Source organism: Pseudomonas sp. MPDS, from assembly GCF_013283895.1.
In the GTDB taxonomy this organism is placed as follows: Bacteria; Pseudomonadota; Gammaproteobacteria; order Pseudomonadales; family Pseudomonadaceae; genus Aquipseudomonas; species Aquipseudomonas rhizophila.
In genome coordinates this window covers 725,444-744,263 of record NZ_CP054128.1, presented here as the reverse complement: position 1 = coordinate 744,263, position 18,820 = coordinate 725,444, and the positions used below count along the sequence as shown (strand labels likewise).

General features: G+C 60.5%; 18 protein-coding genes and 1 riboswitch. Of the genes, 10 read left to right on the top strand and 8 right to left on the bottom strand.

Translation table 11 applies throughout. From position 1 onward, the window contains the following. Positions 1 to 43: 43 nt before the first annotated feature. Positions 44 to 664: a LysE family translocator gene (locus HQ912_RS03195; RefSeq protein ID WP_139048963.1), complete on the bottom strand. Its 621-nt coding sequence runs from the start codon at positions 662 to 664 to the stop codon at positions 44 to 46. Positions 665 to 871: 207 nt separating this feature from the next. Here HQ912_RS03195 and ligB point away from each other — a divergent pair, with 207 nt between their 5' ends. Both ligB and HQ912_RS03185 read left to right on the top strand, forming a co-directional pair. Beyond that, positions 872 to 2,545: an NAD-dependent DNA ligase LigB gene (gene ligB / locus HQ912_RS03190; RefSeq protein ID WP_173406464.1), complete on the top strand. Its 1,674-nt coding sequence runs from the start codon at positions 872 to 874 to the stop codon at positions 2,543 to 2,545. A gap of 88 nt (positions 2,546 to 2,633) precedes the next feature. Beyond that, on the top strand, positions 2,634 to 3,029 hold the full coding sequence (locus HQ912_RS03185; protein ID WP_047230417.1) for a DUF1090 domain-containing protein: 396 nt from the start codon (positions 2,634 to 2,636) through the stop codon (positions 3,027 to 3,029). A gap of 81 nt (positions 3,030 to 3,110) precedes the next feature. Here HQ912_RS03185 and HQ912_RS03180 read toward each other — a convergent pair whose 3' ends face one another. Then, complete coding sequence (locus tag HQ912_RS03180; protein ID WP_047230418.1) at positions 3,111 to 3,560, bottom strand: c-type cytochrome; 450 nt, start codon at positions 3,558 to 3,560, stop codon at positions 3,111 to 3,113. A gap of 123 nt (positions 3,561 to 3,683) precedes the next feature. Here HQ912_RS03180 and HQ912_RS03175 point away from each other — a divergent pair, with 123 nt between their 5' ends. Beyond that, positions 3,684 to 4,868 carry a murein transglycosylase A gene (locus HQ912_RS03175; RefSeq protein WP_076383375.1) on the top strand — a complete coding sequence of 395 codons (1,185 nt, stop codon included), beginning with the start codon at positions 3,684 to 3,686 and terminating at the stop codon, positions 4,866 to 4,868. 153 nt (positions 4,869 to 5,021) lie between these two features. Here HQ912_RS03175 and HQ912_RS03170 read toward each other — a convergent pair whose 3' ends face one another. Both HQ912_RS03170 and HQ912_RS03165 read right to left on the bottom strand, forming a co-directional pair. Then, positions 5,022 to 5,405, bottom strand: a complete 384-nt coding sequence (locus HQ912_RS03170; RefSeq protein ID WP_047230420.1) for an MAPEG family protein — start codon at positions 5,403 to 5,405, stop codon at positions 5,022 to 5,024. Positions 5,406 to 5,456: 51 nt separating this feature from the next. Then, entirely contained in the window at positions 5,457 to 6,290 is an 834-nt protein-coding gene (locus tag HQ912_RS03165; protein WP_173406463.1) for an EamA family transporter, read from the bottom strand. Positions 6,291 to 6,486: 196 nt separating this feature from the next. On the opposite strand from HQ912_RS03165, the gene HQ912_RS03160 reads away from it, so the two are divergent. Continuing rightward, complete coding sequence (locus HQ912_RS03160; RefSeq protein WP_092401567.1) at positions 6,487 to 7,656, top strand: MFS transporter; 1,170 nt, start codon at positions 6,487 to 6,489, stop codon at positions 7,654 to 7,656. Here the strand turns inward: HQ912_RS03160 and HQ912_RS03155 are convergent. After that, a complete protein-coding gene (locus HQ912_RS03155; RefSeq protein WP_047230423.1) occupies positions 7,607 to 8,488 on the bottom strand; it encodes a formate/nitrite transporter family protein in 882 nt (293 codons plus the stop codon). The two genes, HQ912_RS03160 and HQ912_RS03155, sit on opposite strands and share 50 nt — an antisense overlap. 203 nt (positions 8,489 to 8,691) lie before the next feature. After that, on the bottom strand, positions 8,692 to 9,096 hold the full coding sequence (locus HQ912_RS03150; RefSeq protein WP_047230424.1) for an acyl-CoA thioesterase: 405 nt from the start codon (positions 9,094 to 9,096) through the stop codon (positions 8,692 to 8,694). 191 nt (positions 9,097 to 9,287) lie between these two features. Further along, positions 9,288 to 9,394: riboswitch (S-adenosyl-L-homocysteine riboswitch) on the top strand. A 23-nt stretch (positions 9,395 to 9,417) separates the two neighbouring features. On the opposite strand from HQ912_RS03150, the gene ahcY reads away from it, so the two are divergent. From ahcY to HQ912_RS03120, 6 genes are all read left to right on the top strand, one after another. Continuing rightward, on the top strand, positions 9,418 to 10,827 hold the full coding sequence (gene ahcY / locus HQ912_RS03145; RefSeq protein ID WP_076383373.1) for an adenosylhomocysteinase: 1,410 nt from the start codon (positions 9,418 to 9,420) through the stop codon (positions 10,825 to 10,827). 180 nt (positions 10,828 to 11,007) lie between these two features. Next, positions 11,008 to 11,853: a methylenetetrahydrofolate reductase [NAD(P)H] gene (gene metF, locus HQ912_RS03140; RefSeq protein WP_047230426.1), complete on the top strand. Its 846-nt coding sequence runs from the start codon at positions 11,008 to 11,010 to the stop codon at positions 11,851 to 11,853. 83 nt (positions 11,854 to 11,936) lie between these two features. Then, positions 11,937 to 13,019 (top strand): hypothetical protein, encoded by a 1,083-nt coding sequence (locus tag HQ912_RS03135; RefSeq protein WP_047230427.1) that lies wholly within the window; start codon positions 11,937 to 11,939, stop codon positions 13,017 to 13,019. A gap of 55 nt (positions 13,020 to 13,074) precedes the next feature. Further along, the gene (locus tag HQ912_RS03130) at positions 13,075 to 13,851 is read left to right on the top strand and encodes a substrate-binding periplasmic protein (RefSeq protein WP_076383372.1); all 777 of its coding nucleotides are present in this window, start codon (positions 13,075 to 13,077) and stop codon (positions 13,849 to 13,851) included. A 266-nt stretch (positions 13,852 to 14,117) separates the two neighbouring features. After that, a complete protein-coding gene (locus tag HQ912_RS03125; RefSeq protein ID WP_047230429.1) occupies positions 14,118 to 15,983 on the top strand; it encodes a DEAD/DEAH box helicase in 1,866 nt (621 codons plus the stop codon). 121 nt (positions 15,984 to 16,104) lie between these two features. Then, complete coding sequence (locus tag HQ912_RS03120) at positions 16,105 to 17,130, top strand: IS110 family transposase (RefSeq protein WP_047230568.1); 1,026 nt, start codon at positions 16,105 to 16,107, stop codon at positions 17,128 to 17,130. A gap of 462 nt (positions 17,131 to 17,592) precedes the next feature. Here HQ912_RS03120 and HQ912_RS03115 read toward each other — a convergent pair whose 3' ends face one another. Next, a complete protein-coding gene (locus HQ912_RS03115) occupies positions 17,593 to 18,189 on the bottom strand; it encodes a YceI family protein (RefSeq protein ID WP_047226959.1) in 597 nt (198 codons plus the stop codon). Positions 18,190 to 18,221: 32 nt separating this feature from the next. After that, the gene (locus HQ912_RS03110) at positions 18,222 to 18,773 is read right to left on the bottom strand and encodes a cytochrome b (protein ID WP_047226958.1); all 552 of its coding nucleotides are present in this window, start codon (positions 18,771 to 18,773) and stop codon (positions 18,222 to 18,224) included. Positions 18,774 to 18,820: the final 47 nt, after the last annotated feature.

Below are 18,820 nucleotides of genomic sequence, written 5' to 3'. Positions count from 1 at the left end.
TGTCGCTTGGGCACTTATCTGTGGGAGCAAGGGACCATCGACTTCAGGACCGTCGCGCCACCAGCAAGAACGAAGCCGCACTGGCCAGCAGCCCCGCACACAGGCGATTGAACAGACGTTTGCCGCTCGGCCGGGCAAACAGCCGCCGCGCATAAATCCCCATGTAGCAATACAACCCGATGGCAATGCACTCCAGCGCCAGGAACAGGCCGCCCAGCACGGCGAACTGCTGGGTGACAGTGCTGGCGCGGTCGACGAACTGCGGCAGGAAGGCGGTGAACAACAGGATCGCCTTCGGGTTGCCGATCGCCACCAGAAACTCCTGGCGTGCCAGGCGGGTCACGCTCATCGAAGTGACCGCCGTTTCAGCTCCGGTTTCTGGCTGCGCCCGCCACAATTGCACGGCAAGGTAGAACAGATAAGCGGCACCCACGAACTTGATCCCCAGGAACAACAGTTCCGAGGTATGCAGCACAGCGGTCAATCCCACCGCTGCCAGGGCAATCATGAGTGCAAACGCCAGCAACCGGCCAATGCCACCGCTGCACGCCCGGACGAAGCCATAACGCGAGGCGTTGCTGATGGACAGCAGGTTATTCGGCCCCGGCGCCATGTTCAGCGCGAAGCAGGCCGGGATGAAAACAGCGAGGGTCGTCAGGTCCATAGGGATGCACGCCTGGCAGAGCGGATCGAGCCCCCATTCTGCACTCGCCCATGATGGGTTCAAGGCACAGTTGCACAACCAAATCACCCTGCACTGTACCGCCGCGACTTCGCCATCACCCCTCGCAAAATCCGGTAACGCTCCCAGCCTCGCACGTTCTGTGGCAGTGACTAGCCTTCAAGCACACCACCAAGCAAGGATGCTTCGATGCTGCCGTTATCACGCCTATTGGCCTGTTTTATATTCATCTGCTCCCCTGTCATCGCCGCGCCTTGTCCCGACTGGCCCCTCGGACGCGCCCAGGCGGAAATCACCGCCCTGCAACAGCGAATCGATTCGTGGGATGACAGCTATCACCGTCTCGGCCGATCACTGGTAGCCGATGAACTCTACGATCAATCCCGCATCCAGCTGGGCCATTGGCGCGACTGCTTTGACCTTGTGACACCCAGTTTCCCCCTGCGTACGGCGGGCGGGAAAGTGCCACACCCGGTTGCACACACCGGCCTGGACAAACTCAAGGATGCCGCCGCGGTCAAGGCGTGGCTACAAGGCCGAGAAGACCTCTGGGTCCAACCGAAAGTCGATGGCGTGGCCGTGACTCTGATCTATCGCGGGGGGCGCCTGCATCAGGCGATCAGCCGCGGTGATGGTGTCCAGGGGCAAGACTGGACCTGGGCTGCGCACAAAATCAACGTCATCCCGCAACGGCTGAATCAGCCATTGGACCTGGTCGTTCAGGGTGAGCTGTACTGGCGGCTGATTGCCCATGTCCAGGCCAGCAACGGCAGTCTCAACGCCCGGGCGACCGTGGCGGGGCTGATGGCGCGCGCGAATTTGACCGCGCAAGAAGGGGCGGACATCGGCCTGTTTGTCTGGGACTGGCCTGACGGACCGGCCACGCTGCCCGAACGGGAGGCGACCCTGCAGGCGCTGGGCTTCGCCGACACCATCGGCTACAGCCAGCCCGTTCAGGCATTGGCCGACGTCGAGCACTGGCGCAACCACTGGTATCGCACGCCCCTGCCCTTTGCCAGCGATGGCATCGTCCTGCGCCAAAGCCGCCGCCCACCGGCTGACCGCTGGCAAGCCCGGGCGCCGTTCTGGAGCGTGGCCTGGAAGTACCCCTATGCCCAGGCCCTTGCCGAGGTGCGCAACGTGCGCTTCAAGATCGGTCGTACCGGGCGCATCACGCCCGTGCTGGAACTTGAACCTGCCATGCTCGACGACCGACGAATCCGCCGCGTGAGCGTCAGCACCCTCAAACGCTGGGAGCAAATGGACATTCGTCCTGGCGACCGGGTCGCCATCAGCCTGGCCGGGCTGACCATTCCACGCCTGGACAGCGTCGTGTTGCGTAGTGTCGAGCGCCAGGACGTGAACGCCCCAGCGGCAGCCGATTATCACTTTTTAAGTTGCTGGCAGCCGACACCCGGCTGCGAAAGCCAGTTCCTGGCGCGCCTGGGCTGGCTCAGCGGCAAGCACGGGTTAGCCCTGCCCCATGTCGGCCCGGGCACCTGGGAAAAACTCCTGGCCGCCGGTCGACTCAATGGATTGCTGGATTGGATGACCCTCGATGCCGACGAGCTTGCTAACATTGCCGGCTTCGGCGAACGCAGCAGCGCCCGCTTGCTCGACAGCCTGCACAGCGCCCGTCAACGTCCGTTTGGGCAGTGGCTCAAGGCTCTTGGCCTGCCACCCACCGGCGAGGTCCGGCTGGAAGGGCCATGGCAGGTGCTTGCCGAGCGCGACATCGAACATTGGCAAGCCGAAGCCGGTATCGGCCCGGGACGCGCCGCGCAACTGAGGGCTTTTTTTCGCGACCCACAGGTGCTGGCGTTAAGTGAAGTACTAAGGGGTGCCGGGGTCGACGGTTTTTAATCCAGGTCCCACAGTTGAACCCAAGGGGTAAACATGCGCTCCAACAGCGCATCTATACCAACCGTTCGCGAGTTTTCACGGAGTTGCTATGAATTTCCTGTCTCCTATCGCACTGCTGACACTATGCAGCGCTATGGCCGCCCCCCTGATGGCAGCCGAGCAAACACCGGAGCTCACCGGCTGCGCAGCCAAGCGCCAGGGCATCATCAATCAAATCGAGCTGGCCAAGTCCCGCGACAACAAAGACCAGCAAGCCGGCCTGGAAACAGCATTAAGCCAGGTCACCACCCATTGCACCGACGCGTCCCTGCGCAAGGAACGTGAAAACAAGGTTCTTGAAGCCAAGCACGAAGTCAACCAGCGTCAGGCCGATCTGGACAAAGCCATGAAAAAAGGCGACGCGCAGCGGATCAACAAACGCAAGGACAAGCTGGCGGCTTCGCGCAAAGAGTTGCAGGAAGCGGTGGATGAGTTGGATAAATAAGCGGCAAGTTTCAAGCTGCAAGCCCCAAGCTTCACACTTGCAGCTTGCAGCTTGCAGCTAAAAACTTGCAGCTGCCCCTACTCAATAATCCCGAAACTCTTTATGGCAGGCACTGCACGCGTCCTCTACTTTCTGCACCGCAGGCCCCAGGTTGCTGGCCCTGTACGGCTGGACCTTGCTGGCGGTTACCAACTCACCGGTGGCGGCTTCAAGGCTGCGGGCCAGTTCCTGGAAACGCGCCTGTTTTTGCCAGACCTCATCCCGGGCACTGGTGTGGTCTTCTTCACGCACTTGCGGGAAATGCTTCCACGGCTCGCGGGACAGTTGATCAAGTTGCACCGCGCCCTCGGCAAAGCGCGGGCCGTCGAACGGGATGCGACCGCGCAGCATGCCACCGAGCTCTTCGTTGGTCTTGAGCATCTGCTTGAAGATCGCTTTGCGTTGGCCCAGCGGGGAATTGGGATCGACACCGCCACAGGCGGACAACATCAGGCAGGCCAGCACGGCCATGGAAAATCGTTTTACAAACATCTTGGCCTCGGAGCAGGAAACGGCGGTTAGTATCCTCGGGTCATCGGCAAAGACCAATAGCCCTATTATCAATACGGGTTGTCTGGACGCCTGGAGCGTCCGTACGACCGGCAAGGAAATCTCATGCACAGTTTCAAGACCTGGCACAAAGGCCTGGCGCTGACCCTACCGCTTATCGCGCTGTTGGCCGGTTGCAATCGCGGCGACAAAGCCGAAGAGCCCCAGACTCACGCCGTCGCTACTTATGTCAGCGCACCGTGGGAAGCCTTGCCATCGGTGTCCGACGAGGACCTGCTGGCGGGCTTTGGCTCCTGGCGCAGCGCCTGCAACCGGCTCAAGGCCGACGCGGTGTGGGGTGCCACCTGCGCGGCGGCGGCCAATGTGCCGCTGACCGCTGTAGATGTGCGCAGCTTTCTGAAGCAGAACCTGGATGTCTACGGCCTGCGCTCGGGTGACAACAGCCCCAACGGTCTGATTACTGGTTACTACGAACCGGTCTACCCCGGCAGCCTCACCCAGACTGCCAGCGCCAACATCCCGGTGTACGGGGTTCCGGAGGACATGATCATCGTGTCGCTGGACAGTATTTACCCCGAGCTCAAGGGCAAGCGCCTGCGCGGTCGCCTCGAAGGCCGAGTGCTCAAGCCCTACGACGACGCGGCCACCATCGAAACCAACGGGGTAAAGGCGCCGGTGATCGCCTGGCTGACAGACCCGATGAACCTGCAATTCCTGCAAATCCAGGGCTCGGGCCGCATTCGACTCGATGACGGCCGCCAGTTGCGCATCGGCTATGCCGACCAGAACGGCCACCCCTACCGGCCCATCGGGCGCTGGCTGGTCGAACAGGGCGAACTGAAGAAAGAAGAGGTGACCATGGGCACCATCAGTGCCTGGGCAAAAGCCAACCCGAACCGGATTCCCGAATTACTCGGCAGCAACCCCAGCTACGTGTTTTTCAACCGCAACCCCGACAGCAACGAAGGGCCACGGGGCTCACTGAATGTGCCGTTGACCGCCGGCTACAGCGTGGCGGTGGATCGCAAGGTGATTCCTCTGGGAAGCCTGTTGTGGTTGTCCACCACCCGCCCTGACGGCAGTGCATTGAACCGCCCGGTCGCGGCTCAGGACACCGGCGGCGCAATTGCCGGCGAAGTACGGGCAGATCTGTTCTGGGGTACTGGCGAAGCAGCAGGAAACCTGGCCGGGGATATGAAACAACAAGGGCAGATCTGGATGCTGTGGCCCAAGGGCATGGCATTGCCGCAGGTGCCGCAGGTTGCCAATACGGTCACCGCCAATCCCTGAGAAGTGGGCTGACTGTACCGGCCCCATCGCGAGCAGGCTCGCTCCCACATTGGATCTAGTCGTACACAAAACATGTGTCCACTGGAGATCAACTGTGGGAGCGAGCCTGCTCGCGATGGGGCCAGCACAGACAACGGGACTCAACCGCCAGGCTCAGACCGAAACGAAGAAGAAACTCAACACCAACCCTACCCCCACGAACCACACCAGCGAACGCAAGATCGCCCAGTCCGCCAGATAGCAGATGATGTACAGCAGACGACTGGTGATAAACAGCACCGCCAGCACGTTGATGGTCACAAGCTCGGCATTGCCGGCCAGGTGCGCGACGATCACGGCAGCGGCGAAAAACGGGGCGATTTCAAAGCTGTTCAGTTGCGCGGCGTATGCACGCCGGGGGGCTCCTTCGAGCGAGTCCAGAAAATCCCGAGGGTCGTGGTTGTCGCTCAACCGGTACTTTCCACCGGCCTTGGCGATCGCAATGCACAGGTAAGGCAGGAGAAAGGCAATCAAAATGCACCACAGGGCAACCGTCATGAAGCAGTTCCTTCTTTGAGTGTTATAGAAAAACAAGAATCGAGGCACTGGTCAGAATTTCATCACCAACATGCCAATCAGCACCAGCCCGCAGGCTAAGAGCCGCGGCCGGCCGAAAGGTTCTTTCAGGTAGCGCATGCCAAACAAGACTACCAGGATCACGCTGATCTCCCGCAGCGCAGCCGCTTCGGCAATCGAGCCCAGTTGCATGGCCCACAGCACCAGAGCGTAGCTCAACAATACGCAAAACCCGACCGCCAACCCCAGCCGCCACTGTTCACGCCAGAACAGCATGAACGCAGGTCGTTTGCGCACCAGCGCCAGCAACGGAAAGGGCCAGGCACTGAGCAGCGTGACCCAGGCCAGGTAATCCAGTGGCCGGGGCCAGCGCCGCAGGGCATGGCCGTCAATAAAGGTGTAGCAGCCGATGCACAGGCCGATCAGCGCCACCACCGGTAGCATCGACCAGGGCAACCGTTCGCCACCACCGCCCTGCCACAACAGGCACAGCATGCCGAACGGGATCAGCAAGATGCCGATGATCTGATGGGTTGTCAGCACTTCTCCGGCGAAGATCAACGTCAAAGCCAGCACCACCAATGGCGACAGACCACGCATCAGCGGATAGACCAGCCCCAGGTCACCCACCCGATACGCCTGAATCAACAGATAGCGGTACAACAGCTCGAATGCCGCCGACGCCAGGATCCACGGCCAGATCTCCAGCGGTGGCAACGCCAAGAAGCCCAGCGCCAGCACCACTAACAGCAACGCGACGCTGTCCATGCACGCCACCACCAGCAAACGCTCGCCACTGAACTTGATCAGCGTATTCCATGCCGCATGCAACAGCGCGGCGACCAATACCAAGGCCGTTGCCAGCACAGCACGCTCCTTATTGCGTCCAGAGAATTGATTCGCCATCCATCAGCGCCCGTTTATACTGCAAACGACCACGCCGCACTCAGTTGCGCATAAACCAATTCCAATAATTTTGCTGCTGCCCCGTTTCATCCGAACCGGCGCATCGGCATGCGTATGCCTGATCAGAGCGTCAAGACTACAGACAGAGACCTTGCGCATGCCACTCGCCTTGCTTGCTTTGGCCGTCGCCGCTTTTGGCATCGGCACCACCGAATTCGTCATCATGGGGCTGTTGCCCGATGTCGCCCGTGACCTGGCCGTGAGCATTCCCCAGGCCGGGCTGCTGATTACCGGGTACGCCCTGGGCGTGGTGTTCGGCGCGCCGATCCTGGCCATCGGCACCGCCAACATGCCGCGCAAGGCAACGCTGCTGGGCATGACGCTGATGTTCATCGTCGGCAACGTGCTCTGCGCCCTGGCGCCGAACTACGCCACGCTGATGGCCGCCCGGGTCATCACCGCACTGTGCCACGGGGCATTCTTCGGGATCGGCTCGGTGGTCGCGGCCGGACTGGTGGCACCGAACAAACGGGCCCAAGCCATTGCGATGATGTTCACAGGACTGACCCTGGCCAATGTACTGGGCGTGCCCTTGGGCACTGCGTTGGGCCAATATGCCGGCTGGCGCTCGACCTTCTGGGCGGTATCGGTCATCGGGATCATTGCCGCCCTTGCCCAATGGGTCTGGCTGCCCCGGGAAATTCCCATGGAGAAGGCCAATCTGGCCAGCGAGTTCAGAGTGCTGGGCAAGGCCAACGTGCTGCTGGCCCTGGGCATGAGCGTGCTGGCCTCCACCAGCCTGTTCAGCGTGTTCACCTACATCGCGCCGATCCTGCAGGACATCACGGGGGTCAGCCCCCACGGCATCACGCTCATGCTGCTGCTGTTCGGTGTCGGCCTGACAGCGGGCAGTTTCCTCGGCGGACGGCTGGCGGACCGACGCCTGCTGCCTTCGCTGGTAGCCATGGCCCTGGCGGTGGTGCTGGTACTGGCCGCGTTCAGCCAGACCAGCCGGTCGGTGGTTCCAGCAGCGATTACCCTGGTCCTATGGGGTGTGTTCGCCTTTGCACTGTGTCCGATCCTGCAATTGCTGATCATCGACCAGGCCCAAGAAGCGCCAAACCTGGGCTCGACCCTGAACCAGAGCGCGTTCAACCTTGGCAACGCGGCGGGTGCCTGGATTGGCGGCCTGGTGGTGGCCAGCGGCGCCGACCTGGCGGACCTGCCATGGACCGGCGCTCTGGTGGGCGGGCTGACCGTGTTGACAGCACTGTATTTTATTTATCGTCAGCGTCGTCAGGACGCCCTGGTGGGTGTGGCCGACTAGGCTGGCCGGTCTCGCTCCGCACCTGGGCATGACTCAGCAGCGCAAAGATGAAACTGCCACCAATGATGTTCCCTGCCAGGGTCGGCCCGGCAAACACCATCCAGAAGTCCTCCCACGACAGCTGGCCGGCGAACACCAGATAGGACACTTCGGCCGAGCCGACGACAATGTGGGTGAAATCCCCAAGCGCCATCAGGTAGGTGATGAGGATGATGATCCACATCTTGGCGCTCTCCATGGACGGGATCATCCAGACCATGGTGGCGATCATCCAGCCTGAAATGATGCCCTTGGCGAACATCTGGCCAGTGTCGTTTTCCATGACCTTGCGACCGATCTCCAGAAAAGCCATATCGGTGCGGCGGTCGAAAATCGGCAGATGCAGCATCACATAGGCCACCAGCAAGGTCCCGCACAGGTTCCCCACCAGCACCACCCCCCACAGGCGGAACAGACGGCCGAAGTTGCCCAAGGTGGGTTTGCTCATGATGGGCAGCACGGCGGTCAAGGTGTTTTCGGTGAACAACTGCTGGCGGGCAAGAATCACCGCGAGAAAACCGGCGCAGTAGCCGAAGCTGGCGATCACCTTGAAGGCTTCACCCTCGGGCAAGCGGGAATTGAGCAGCCCCATCGCCATCAGCGACAGGCCCATGGTCAACCCGGCGGCCAGGGCCGACCACCAAAGCGCGGCGACACTGCGCTCCAGTTCCTGATTGCCCTGGGTCCGGATAATTTCATGCAGCACTGCGGCCCGCGGTGGCTGATTGCGGTCGACTTCGTGCTTTTCCTGTGCCGAAAGATCAGGTGTCTTGCCGTCTTTACGAGTGTCCATGGAGCTCCTGAACCGGTGGCGTGATGTACCTACGACACGCGGCCTTCGGAGCTGTTCAGTGGCGGATGAAATCCAGGAGCTTGAAGCACTGCCGTCGCGAGTAGGCTCGCTCTCACAAGGGATGGGTGGTAGACAACAATGCTGCGACCGACCGCAAGTCCATGTGAGAGCGAGCCTGCGCGCGATTGGCGACGCCGCCGATCTCATGCACTGGCAATATCGTCCTGGAACTGATCCTTGACGTACTTGATCTCGGTCCGGCCGTGCGGCGCCGGCAGGCCATCTTCCCCAAGATTGACGAAGACCATCTTCTCCACGGTGAGGATGCTTTTACGGGTGATCTTGTTGCGCACTTCGCAGGTCAGGGTGATCGAGGTGCGGCCGAATTCGGTGGCGGTGATGCCCAGTTCGATGATGTCGCCCTGGCGCGAAGCGCTGACGAAGTTGATTTCGGAGATGTATTTGGTAACCACACGCTGGTTGCCGAGCTGGACAATGGCATAGATCGCCGCTTCCTCGTCGATCCAGCGCAACAGACTGCCGCCAAACAGCGTGCCGTTGGGGTTGAGGTCTTCGGGCTTGACCCACTTGCGGGTGTGGAAATTCATGTTCACTCCTGAGCGTCTGGCCGATGGATGCCTGCATCATGGCAGACCGGGCAGCGTGGCTCTATGTCGGGGTCCCAATAACGATCATCGGCAATTTTGATTTGCCGACAGAAACCCTTTGGAAGATCCGATTAGCCCGTTATAATCGCCACCGCTTTATCTCGGTCCTCGCTTTGGACCGTTCCCGCCACCTGTCCGAGGGGCGCTGCAGCAGGTTCGACCTGTCAGGCTCGGATGGGGCGTTGTTTGTACGGGGCACCCCGCACGGACACTAAACGCACAACGGCGCCCATTCGCATACATTACGAATGGAGGCTCTTCATGAGCGCTGTTATCACGCCTGCAGATTTTACCGATTACAAAGTCGCCGACATGTCCCTGGCTGCCTGGGGTCGTCGCGAAATCATCATCGCCGAATCCGAAATGCCAGCCCTGATGGGCCTGCGTCGCAAATACGCCGGCGAGCAACCGCTCAAGGGCGCGAAGATCCTCGGCTGCATCCACATGACCATTCAGACCGCCGTGCTGATCGAAACCCTGGTTGCCCTGGGTGCGGAAGTGCGCTGGTCGTCCTGCAACATCTTCTCGACCCAGGACCAGGCCGCTGCCGCCATTGCCGCTGCCGGTATCCCGGTATTTGCCTGGAAGGGCGAGACCGAAGAGGAATACGAATGGTGCCTGGAGCAGACCATCCTCAAGGATGGCCAGCCATGGGCCACCAACATGATTCTTGACGACGGCGGCGACCTGACCGAACTGCTGCACAAGAAATACCCAGCCGTACTGGACAACGTCCACGGCGTGACCGAAGAGACCACCACCGGCGTACACCGCCTGCTGGACATGCTGGCCAAGGGCGAACTGAAAATCCCGGCCATCAACGTCAACGACTCGGTGACCAAGAGCAAGAACGACAACAAGTACGGCTGCCGTCACAGCCTCAACGACGCCATCAAGCGCGGTACCGACCACCTGCTGTCGGGCAAGCAGGCGCTGGTGATCGGCTACGGTGACGTGGGCAAGGGCTCGGCTCAGTCCCTGCGCCAGGAAGGCATGATCGTCAAGGTGTCGGAAGTCGACCCGATCTGCGCCATGCAGGCCTGCATGGACGGCTTCGAGCTGGTTTCGCCATTCATCGACGGTAACAACGATGGCACCGAAGCAAGCATCGACAAAGCGCTGCTGGGCAAGATCGACTTGATCGTGACCACCACCGGTAACGTCAATGTCTGCGACGCGAACATGCTCAAGGCCCTGAAAAAGCGCGCCGTGGTCTGCAACATCGGCCACTTCGACAATGAAATCGACACCGCTTTCATGCGCAAGAACTGGGCATGGGAAGAAGTGAAGCCACAGGTCCACAAGGTGCATCGCACCGGCGCCGGCAGCTTCGACCCACAGAACGATGACTACCTGATCCTGCTGGCCGAAGGCCGCCTGGTGAACCTGGGCAACGCCACCGGCCACCCAAGCCGCATCATGGACGGCTCGTTTGCCAACCAGGTCCTGGCGCAGATTTTCCTGTTCGGCCAGAAATACGCCGACCTGTCGCCAGCCCAGAAAGCCGAGCGCCTGACCGTGGAAGTGCTGCCCAAGAAACTCGACGAAGAAGTGGCCCTGGAAATGGTCCGCGGTTTCGGCGGCGTGGTCACCAAACTGACCAAGCAACAGGCTGACTACATCGGCGTGACCGTCGAAGGCCCGTTCAAGCCGCACGCTTACCGCTACTGATCGGCGCTGTCTCGTTGGTGGAGCGGACCTGTGGGAGCGAGCCTGCTCGCGATGCAGACACCTTGATCTGACTGTCAGACCGAGGTGATGCCAATCGCGAGCAGGCTCGCTCCCACATGAGTCCGCTTCCACAAGGGATATGCAAGCCTCACCGGCCTACGAGTTTCCAAGGATATGACCATGTCCCAAGACCGTCGCTACAGCTTCGAGTTCTTCCCGACGAAGACCGATGCTGGGCATGAAAAACTGATCGCCACTGCCCGTCAGTTGGCGAGCTACAACCCCGACTTCTTCTCCTGCACCTATGGCGCTGGCGGTTCGACCCGTGACCGCACGATCAACACCGTGTTGCAGCTCGAAAGTGAAGTCAAAATCCCCGCCGCCCCGCACCTGTCCTGCGTGGGTGACAGCAAAGCCGATCTGCGCAGCCTGTTGAGCCAGTACAAGGCTGCCGGCATCACCCGTATCGTGGCCCTGCGCGGTGACCTGCCCTCGGGTATGGGCATGGCGAGCGGTGAACTGCGCCACGCCAACGACCTGGTTGAATTCATTCGTGAAGAAACCGGTGAGCACTTCCATATCGAAGTGGCGGCCTACCCAGAGATGCACCCCCAGGCACGCAACTTCGAAGACGACCTGCTCAACTTCGTACGCAAGGCCAACGCCGGCGCCAACAGCGCGATCACCCAGTACTTCTTCAACGCTGACAGCTACTTCTACTTTGTCGACCGCGTACGCAAGATGGGCGTCGACATTCCTGTCGTGCCGGGGATCATGCCGATCACCAACTACAGCAAACTCGCGCGTTTTTCCGACGCCTGCGGGGCAGAAATCCCACGCTGGATCCGCAAGCAGCTGGAAGCCTACGGCGACGACACATCCAGCATCCAAAGCTTCGGAGAGCAAGTCATCACACAAATGTGTGAACGTTTGTTACAGGGCGGGGCACCGGGGCTGCATTTCTATACCCTGAACCAGGCCGAGCCCAGCCTCGCAGTATGGAATAACCTCAAGCTGCCGCGTTAATGTCTTAATTGGGCGGTACAAAGAGGCCTTGGCGAAAACCCAAGGCCTTTTTTCTACCCGAAATATCTGGAGGGATGCAGTAGATGCCTATTGGTCAAAGGTTAACGACCCCACAACTCATTTATCTGGTCTACGGGGCCGAGACCTATCATCAAGAAGCCGTGTTCAGCATTGCCAGCGCCTTGGCCGGACTGCGCGAGAGCCCGGGTGAGGCATTGGACATCCAAGTATTTACCGACAATCCCATGCCCTACGCTGGACTCCCGGTGCGCGTACGCCACCTCGACAACGAAACCCGTCAGACCTGGATCGAGCCGCATGGCTATCACTTTCGCGCAAAGCATGTAGTCATGCAAAAGGTGCTTGAGGAAGTCGAGCTGGCACTGCTGATCGACACCGACACCTTCTTCCACTGCTCTCCTCTGGAGCTGTTTCGGCGCATTCAGCCCGGCACGTTGCTCTGCAACGCGGTAGATCTGAACTATGGCGCCAACAAGGATGCCGTACTTTACGTAACGCTGGCGCAAGCCCTGCAACGACGGCAACTGGCGGATGACAACATGCCGCAGTTGAACTCGGGCGTGATTGGTCTTCATTGGACCGACGCATCAGTTCTGGATCGCTCGATTGCCCTGATGGACGAGTTTTATCCCATGGCGAACGGAGCCTACACGCTGGAAGAGTTTTGCCTTTCGGTGGCGGCCTATCGTTCGGTACACGTGCGCGAATGTCCGGACCTGATTCACCATTACTGGAGCCGCAAACAGCTGTTCCGCGCCAAAACCAAGGCTTGGCTCGACAAACATCATGCCGCGCCCATGTGCCAATCGGCCCTGGATGAAACCCGACAAGTCACCGCGACGTTACCCCGACCGCCCACATTGCAACGTCTGGCTTATAAATTGATTACCGTGGCGTTACCCAGCCATAAACGGCAATTCATGCGCGAAATTCTCTACGGCTGCTACCGTCACACCAACCCGTTCGACCAGGCCTGCGCGCCGGTCTGGTGGGAAAAGGCCAGGGAGAACGTTGAAAATCGCCTGAAAGAGCCTTTGAAAGACCATGAACTCAAACGATGGCTCAACCACCCACTGATTCGCTGGGTGCTGGGCGAGCGCCGCGAAGCCATCTATCGGCACCTAATGCAGGCAAAAGGCAATTAAGCCGCGGGCCAGAGGGCTCTAGCTATTTGATGAGCTCTCGTCGTAACCTCAGGCCATGCCCTTCATCACCCGGTTACTGACCACCTTTGTCCTCCTGTACCTGAGCATGGATGCCCGGGCCGAGAAGTTGCGCATTGTCACCGAACCCTGGGCGCCTTATGTCTACGAAGAGAACGGCCAGGTCCTGGGACTCGACTACGAAACCACCGCCATTGTGTTCAAGCGCCTGGGCATTGATGTGCAATGGCAACTGCTGCCGTGGAAACGTTGCCTGGCGATGCTTGAGCAGGGCCTGGCGGACGGTGCGCTGGACATTTTCCACAGCAACGAACGCGACGCCATGCTGCTTTACCCCAGCGAACCGCTCTCGGACGTGGAGTTCGTGATGTTCTACGCCAACGCCCGCCCCCATCCCTTTCGCACGCTCGATGACTTGGTCGGCCTGACCGTGGGCACCTCGCCCGGTTATCTGTACAGCCAGGCCTTCAGAGAATCGCCCCTGTTCAAACGTGAGACGGCACCCACCCATGAAGCCAACTTTGGCAAGTTGCAACTGGGCCGGATTGACCTGCTCATCACCGACCGCCGGGTGGGTCGGCACGTACTCAAGCAAATGCAACTGGGCGACCAGATCACCGAAAACCCCGTGGTTGTGAGCCGTCAAAGCCAATACCTGGCGGTGCGGCGCAACGCCGGGATGGATCTGCTGGTGCAGCGCTTCAGCGCCGAGCTCAAGCGCTTCAAGCGCGAACCGGCCTATGCCGAGCTGATCGCCCGCTATGGCGCCGTTCCGTCTGCCAGGACCGAACCGTCCAGCCCGGTGCAGCGTTGAAATAAACCGTTGAGCAGCAGGAAAGCGGCGCACGGCGTTTGCTCTGTTATACTCCGGCCTTCCCGCCAGGCTCACGCCCGGACGCCCGGTCTTGCAAAAGGCATCCCGACACCGCTACAGCGCAGCTTCCAGCCCGCGCGAGCCCTGTCCGGACCTGCCTTCCAGACTCGGCAGGACCGGACGGGATGACGTCTTTTTGTTGAACGTCATTCGCGCCCGGCAAGACTATCCCATTGGGCCAGGCCCTCACTAAAACAGGATTACTCATGTCCTTTGCTTCCCTCGGTCTCTCCGAGGCTTTAGTCCGCGCCATCGAGGCTGCCGGCTACACCCAGCCTACCCCGGTGCAACAGCGGGCCATCCCCGCCGTGTTGCAAGGTCGCGATCTGATGGTCGCGGCGCAGACAGGCACTGGTAAAACCGGTGGTTTTGCCCTCCCTATCCTGGAGCGGCTTTTCCCCAACGGTCACCCAGACAAATCCCAGCGTCACGGCCCGCGCCAACCGCGCGTCCTGGTCCTGACCCCTACCCGCGAACTGGCGGCCCAGGTACACGAGAGCTTCAAGATCTATGCTCGCGACCTGAAATTCGTCAGTGCCTGCATTTTCGGCGGCGTTGGCATGAACCCTCAGGTCCAGGCCATGGCCCGTGGCGTCGACGTGCTGGTGGCCTGTCCGGGTCGTTTGCTCGACCTGGCCGGCCAGGGCAGCGTCGATCTGTCCCACGTGGAAATCCTCGTGCTGGACGAAGCCGACCGCATGCTCGACATGGGCTTTGTCCATGACGTGAAGAAAGTGCTGGCCCGCCTGCCCGCCAAGCGTCAGAACCTGCTGTTCTCGGCGACGTTCTCCAAGGACATCACCGACCTGGCCGGCAAGCTGCTGCACAACCCGGAACGCATTGAAGTCACACCGCCAAACACCACGGTCGAGCGCATCGAACAACGTGTGTTCCGCCTGGCGGCCAGCCACAAGCGTGCCCTGTTGGCGCACCTGATTACCGCCGGCGCCTGGGAACAGGTCCTGGTGTTCACCCGCACCAAGCACGGCGCCAACCGTCTGGCCGAGTACCTGGACAAACATGGCCTGCCGGCCGTGGCGATCCACGGTAACAAGAGCCAGAACGCCCGCACCAAGGCCTTGGCCGACTTCAAGGCCGGCGAAGTGCGCATTCTGGTTGCCACCGACATCGCCGCTCGCGGTCTGGACATCGACCAGTTGCCCCACGTGGTCAACTTCGAGTTGCCGAACGTCGATGAAGACTACGTACACCGTATCGGCCGTACTGGCCGGGCCGGCCGTTCGGGCGAAGCGATCTCGCTGGTCGCGCCGGACGAAGAGAAACTGCTCAAAAGCATCGAGCGCATGACCAAGCAGAAAATCGCCGATGGCGACCTGATGGGCTTCGATGCCAGCACCATCGAGGCCGAGAAGCCTGAAGTGCGTGAACGTCCGGACGTGCGCAACCCACGCAATGCCCGTGGCCCTCGCGGTGACGGTCCAAATGGCGGCGGCGGTGGTGGTGGTGGCCGTAAAGACAAAGGCAAGGACAAGGGCAAGGAAAAATCGGCCAGCACCAGTCGCGGCGAACGCCCAGCTCGCGAGCACAAGCCTCGCGAAGGTACCCCGGCCCGTGAACAGCAACGCCCGGCACCACGTGCCGCTGCCGATCGCGCACCGGACGAGTTCCTGGACGACGATATCGATAACTTCGGCAACCGCGTCGATTACGTGCCGCAGCAGAAACCCGCCCAGGGTCGCGGACGTCGTCCTGGCGCACCGGCACAGGGCGCGGCGGGCGCAGGTGCTCCTCGTGGCCAATCCCAGGGGCGTCAGAACGGCCCGCGCAACAGCAACGGCTCGTCCACCGGCACCCCGCCGGCCAAGCGCAGCGGCCCGCGCAACGGCGCACCTCGTGACGGCCAGGCCCGCCGCGAAGACTCCCGCCCTCGCCGCCCGGCACGTGACGAGCAGCCTCGTCAGGAACCTGCCGTGCAAGCCCCTCGTGGTAACCAGCCGAAGATCATGCACAAGGAATCGAAGATCGATCGATTCCCGACGCCTGAACAGCTGGATCAACTGCCAAGCCGTCCACGGGGCGAGAAGCCGGCACTGCTGACCCGCAATCGCTGAGTTTCTCCAAGCCGTAAAAATGCCCCTGATCTCGCGATCAGGGGCATTAATGAGATGGTCACCCCCACACCCTGCGAGGGCTACGCTTTCGCAGGGTGTTTTGTTTTCGGAGGCCATCATTATGAGCGAGTCAGCGCTGATCGGGATCGATCTCGGTAAACACAGTTTCCACCTGCACGGCCAAGACAAATTGGGCCGAGAGGTGTTTCGCAAGAAGTTCTCGCGTCAACAGATGATGACGCTCTTCGGCAATCTGCCGGCCTGTACCGTGGTGATGGAAGCTTGTGCCGGGGCGCATTTCGTCGCTCGCCAGCTGATGGCCATGGGGCATGAAGCCAAACTGATTTCCCCGCAATTCGTCCGCCCCTTCGTCAAAGGCAACAAAAATGACTTCGTGGATGCCGAAGCCATTTGCGAGGCGGCTTCGCGTCCATCGATGCGCTTCGTTTCGCCTAAAACCGAGGCACAGCAGACGCTTTCCGTTCTGCATCGCCTGCGCGAGTCGCTGGTACGCGATCGCACCAAAACCGCCAATCAAATGCATGGTTTCCTACTGGAGTTCGGCATCAGCCTGCCCAAGGGCCTGGCGATCATGAAGCGGTTGGCGAGTATTTTGGCTGAGCATGAGTTGCCCGTTCGGTTGACAGTGCTGTTACAGCGCTTGCATGAGCATTTCTGTTATCTGGATGAACAGATCAAGGCGCTGGATAAAGAGCTGGCAAGCCAACTGGCCGACGATGATCTCGGCAGCCGCTTGCTGAGCTTGCCGTGTGTCGGGCCGATCACCGCCAGCCTGCTGGCTGTAGAGATGGGGGACGGCAGGCAGTACCGATGCAGCCGTGACTTCGCCGCCTCCGTGGGCTTGGTACCCAGGCAGTACAGCACCGGCGGCAGGGCTAATTTGCTGGGTATCAGCAAGCGCGGCGACAAGCACCTCAGGCAGTTGCTGGTTCAATGTGCTCGGGTCTATATGCAGAGGCTAGAACACCAGAAAGGGGCTCTGGCCGACTGGGTGCGCTCATTGCTTGGGCGACGACACTCGAACGTGGTGGCCTGCGCCCTGGCTAACAAGCTGGCGCGGATCGCGTGGGCGCTAGCGGCTCACCATACGCAATATGAAGCAGGGCCAGACGCGCTGAACGCCTGACCCTGCGGTTGTTGCAGTACCACGAATCACCCTTCAGGTTTTGCGATAGCTGAACAACGGATGACGTGAACGGCCCACCGGCCTGACGAAGAACCTGACATAAAAATCGGCTTCAGAAGCCGCGGCATTTTTCAGGATCGTCAGGCGCGACTCTCATCGTGGCGCGGGGCATGCCCTGGATCGACGCCGGATAGATTTAAGCAAGCCAACCACTTCACCCATTAATCAGTATTGCAAAAATGGGGGTGACCATAGATTTTTTTGAGTGACGCCGACTTCACCCTGTGGGAGCGAGCCTGCTCGCGATTGCGTCGGTTCAGCCAGTACAGAGGTTGACTGACCCATGGCAATCGCGAGCAGGCTCGCTCCCACAAGGGGTCATGTGCGGTTCACAAGATTCCATACGGCAATAAAAAACGCCCCTGATCCAAGATCAGGGGCGTTTTTTGTCAGGCGCGAATGTTATTTCGCTTTGACACCTTCAAACGAAACGTACAGCTCGACCACGTCGGACGTTGGGCCCAGGTCTTTCTGCTTGCCGAAATCGGAACGCTTGATGCTGGTGGTCCCTTCGAAGCCGGCACGGTAGCCGCCCCACGGGTCCTTGCCTTCACCCAGGAAGGTGGCTTTGACCACGACAGGCTTGGTCACGCCCAGCAGGGTCAGGTCACCAGCCACGTCGGCGGTTTCCTTGCCATCAGCGTTCTTGCCGGTGGATTTGACGCTGGTGGACACGAAGGTGGCCTTGGCAAATTTGCTCGCGTTCAGGAAGTCAGCACTGGCGATGTGCTTGTCGCGCTCGGCGTGGTTGGTGAACACGCTGGCGGTGTTCACGTTGAACTCGATCTTGCTGTCTTCAGGCTTGGCGGCGTCGAAGCTGAACTTGCCGTCGATGTCCTTGAAGGTACCGGTGATGTAGCTATAGCCCAGGTGGCTGATCTTGAAGTCGACGAAGGCGTGTTGGCCTTCCTTGTCGACCACGTAGTCGGCAGCCATGGCCTGACCGGCCGACAGCAGGGCAGAACCGATTGCCAGGGCGGCGAGCGTTTTTTTCAACATGCTTTCTATTCCTTTGGAGTCGAGGTTGAACATCAGGCTTGGCGTCCCAGCATGCGCTTGAGGGTCGCGTCACGATCGATAAAGTGGTGTTTCAATGCTGCCAACGCATGGAGGCCGGAGAAAATTACCAGCGCCCATGCCAGGTAGAAGTGAATCTGGCCGGCAACGTCTGCCTGATCGGGCAGTCCGGACACCAGCGCGGGTACTTCAAACAGACCAAACACCGGAATCCCGACACCGTCTGCGGTGGAAATCAGGTAACCGGCAATCATCACGGCGAACAACCCGAGATACAGTGCGCTATGGCCAAGCTTGGCGCCGACGCGGGTCAGGCGGCCATAGGTTGACAAGGTCGGTGGTGGCGGACTGACAACCCGCCAGATCACCCGCAGCAACATGACCGCCAGCAGCACCAAGCCAATGCTCTTGTGCAGGTCCGGCGCGTCTTTACGCCAAGTGCTGTAGTAATCCAAGCCGACCATCCACAGCCCCAGCGCGAACAGCCCGTACACCACCAGTGCAATGCCCCAGTGCAAAACGATGCTGACCCAGCCATAGCGAGAAGAAGAGTTGCGTAGCTGCATTGCTCATATCCTGTGAAAACTGCGACCAAGACTAGCGAGTTATCTAT

Bases quoted from the DNA above. Each gene is read 5' to 3' on its own strand.
- HQ912_RS03110 (WP_047226958.1), bottom strand. From the start codon at position 18,773: ATGCAGCTACGCAACTCTTCTTCTCGCTATGGCTGGGTCAGCATCGTT.
- HQ912_RS03125 (WP_047230429.1), top strand. From the start codon at position 14,118: ATGTCCTTTGCTTCCCTCGGTCTCTCCGAGGCTTTAGTCCGCGCCATC.
- HQ912_RS03155 (WP_047230423.1), bottom strand. From the start codon at position 8,488: ATGGACACTCGTAAAGACGGCAAGACACCTGATCTTTCGGCACAGGAA.
- HQ912_RS03185 (WP_047230417.1), top strand. From the start codon at position 2,634: ATGAATTTCCTGTCTCCTATCGCACTGCTGACACTATGCAGCGCTATG.
- HQ912_RS03115 (WP_047226959.1), bottom strand. From the start codon at position 18,189: ATGTTGAAAAAAACGCTCGCCGCCCTGGCAATCGGTTCTGCCCTGCTG.
- HQ912_RS03150 (WP_047230424.1), bottom strand. From the start codon at position 9,096: ATGAATTTCCACACCCGCAAGTGGGTCAAGCCCGAAGACCTCAACCCC.
- HQ912_RS03120 (WP_047230568.1), top strand. From the start codon at position 16,105: ATGAGCGAGTCAGCGCTGATCGGGATCGATCTCGGTAAACACAGTTTC.
- metF (WP_047230426.1), top strand. From the start codon at position 11,008: ATGTCCCAAGACCGTCGCTACAGCTTCGAGTTCTTCCCGACGAAGACC.
- HQ912_RS03175 (WP_076383375.1), top strand. From the start codon at position 3,684: ATGCACAGTTTCAAGACCTGGCACAAAGGCCTGGCGCTGACCCTACCG.
- HQ912_RS03130 (WP_076383372.1), top strand. From the start codon at position 13,075: ATGCCCTTCATCACCCGGTTACTGACCACCTTTGTCCTCCTGTACCTG.
- ahcY (WP_076383373.1), top strand. From the start codon at position 9,418: ATGAGCGCTGTTATCACGCCTGCAGATTTTACCGATTACAAAGTCGCC.
- HQ912_RS03160 (WP_092401567.1), top strand. From the start codon at position 6,487: ATGCCACTCGCCTTGCTTGCTTTGGCCGTCGCCGCTTTTGGCATCGGC.
- HQ912_RS03135 (WP_047230427.1), top strand. From the start codon at position 11,937: ATGCCTATTGGTCAAAGGTTAACGACCCCACAACTCATTTATCTGGTC.
- ligB (WP_173406464.1), top strand. From the start codon at position 872: ATGCTGCCGTTATCACGCCTATTGGCCTGTTTTATATTCATCTGCTCC.
- HQ912_RS03180 (WP_047230418.1), bottom strand. From the start codon at position 3,560: ATGTTTGTAAAACGATTTTCCATGGCCGTGCTGGCCTGCCTGATGTTG.
- HQ912_RS03170 (WP_047230420.1), bottom strand. From the start codon at position 5,405: ATGACGGTTGCCCTGTGGTGCATTTTGATTGCCTTTCTCCTGCCTTAC.
- HQ912_RS03195 (WP_139048963.1), bottom strand. From the start codon at position 664: ATGGACCTGACGACCCTCGCTGTTTTCATCCCGGCCTGCTTCGCGCTG.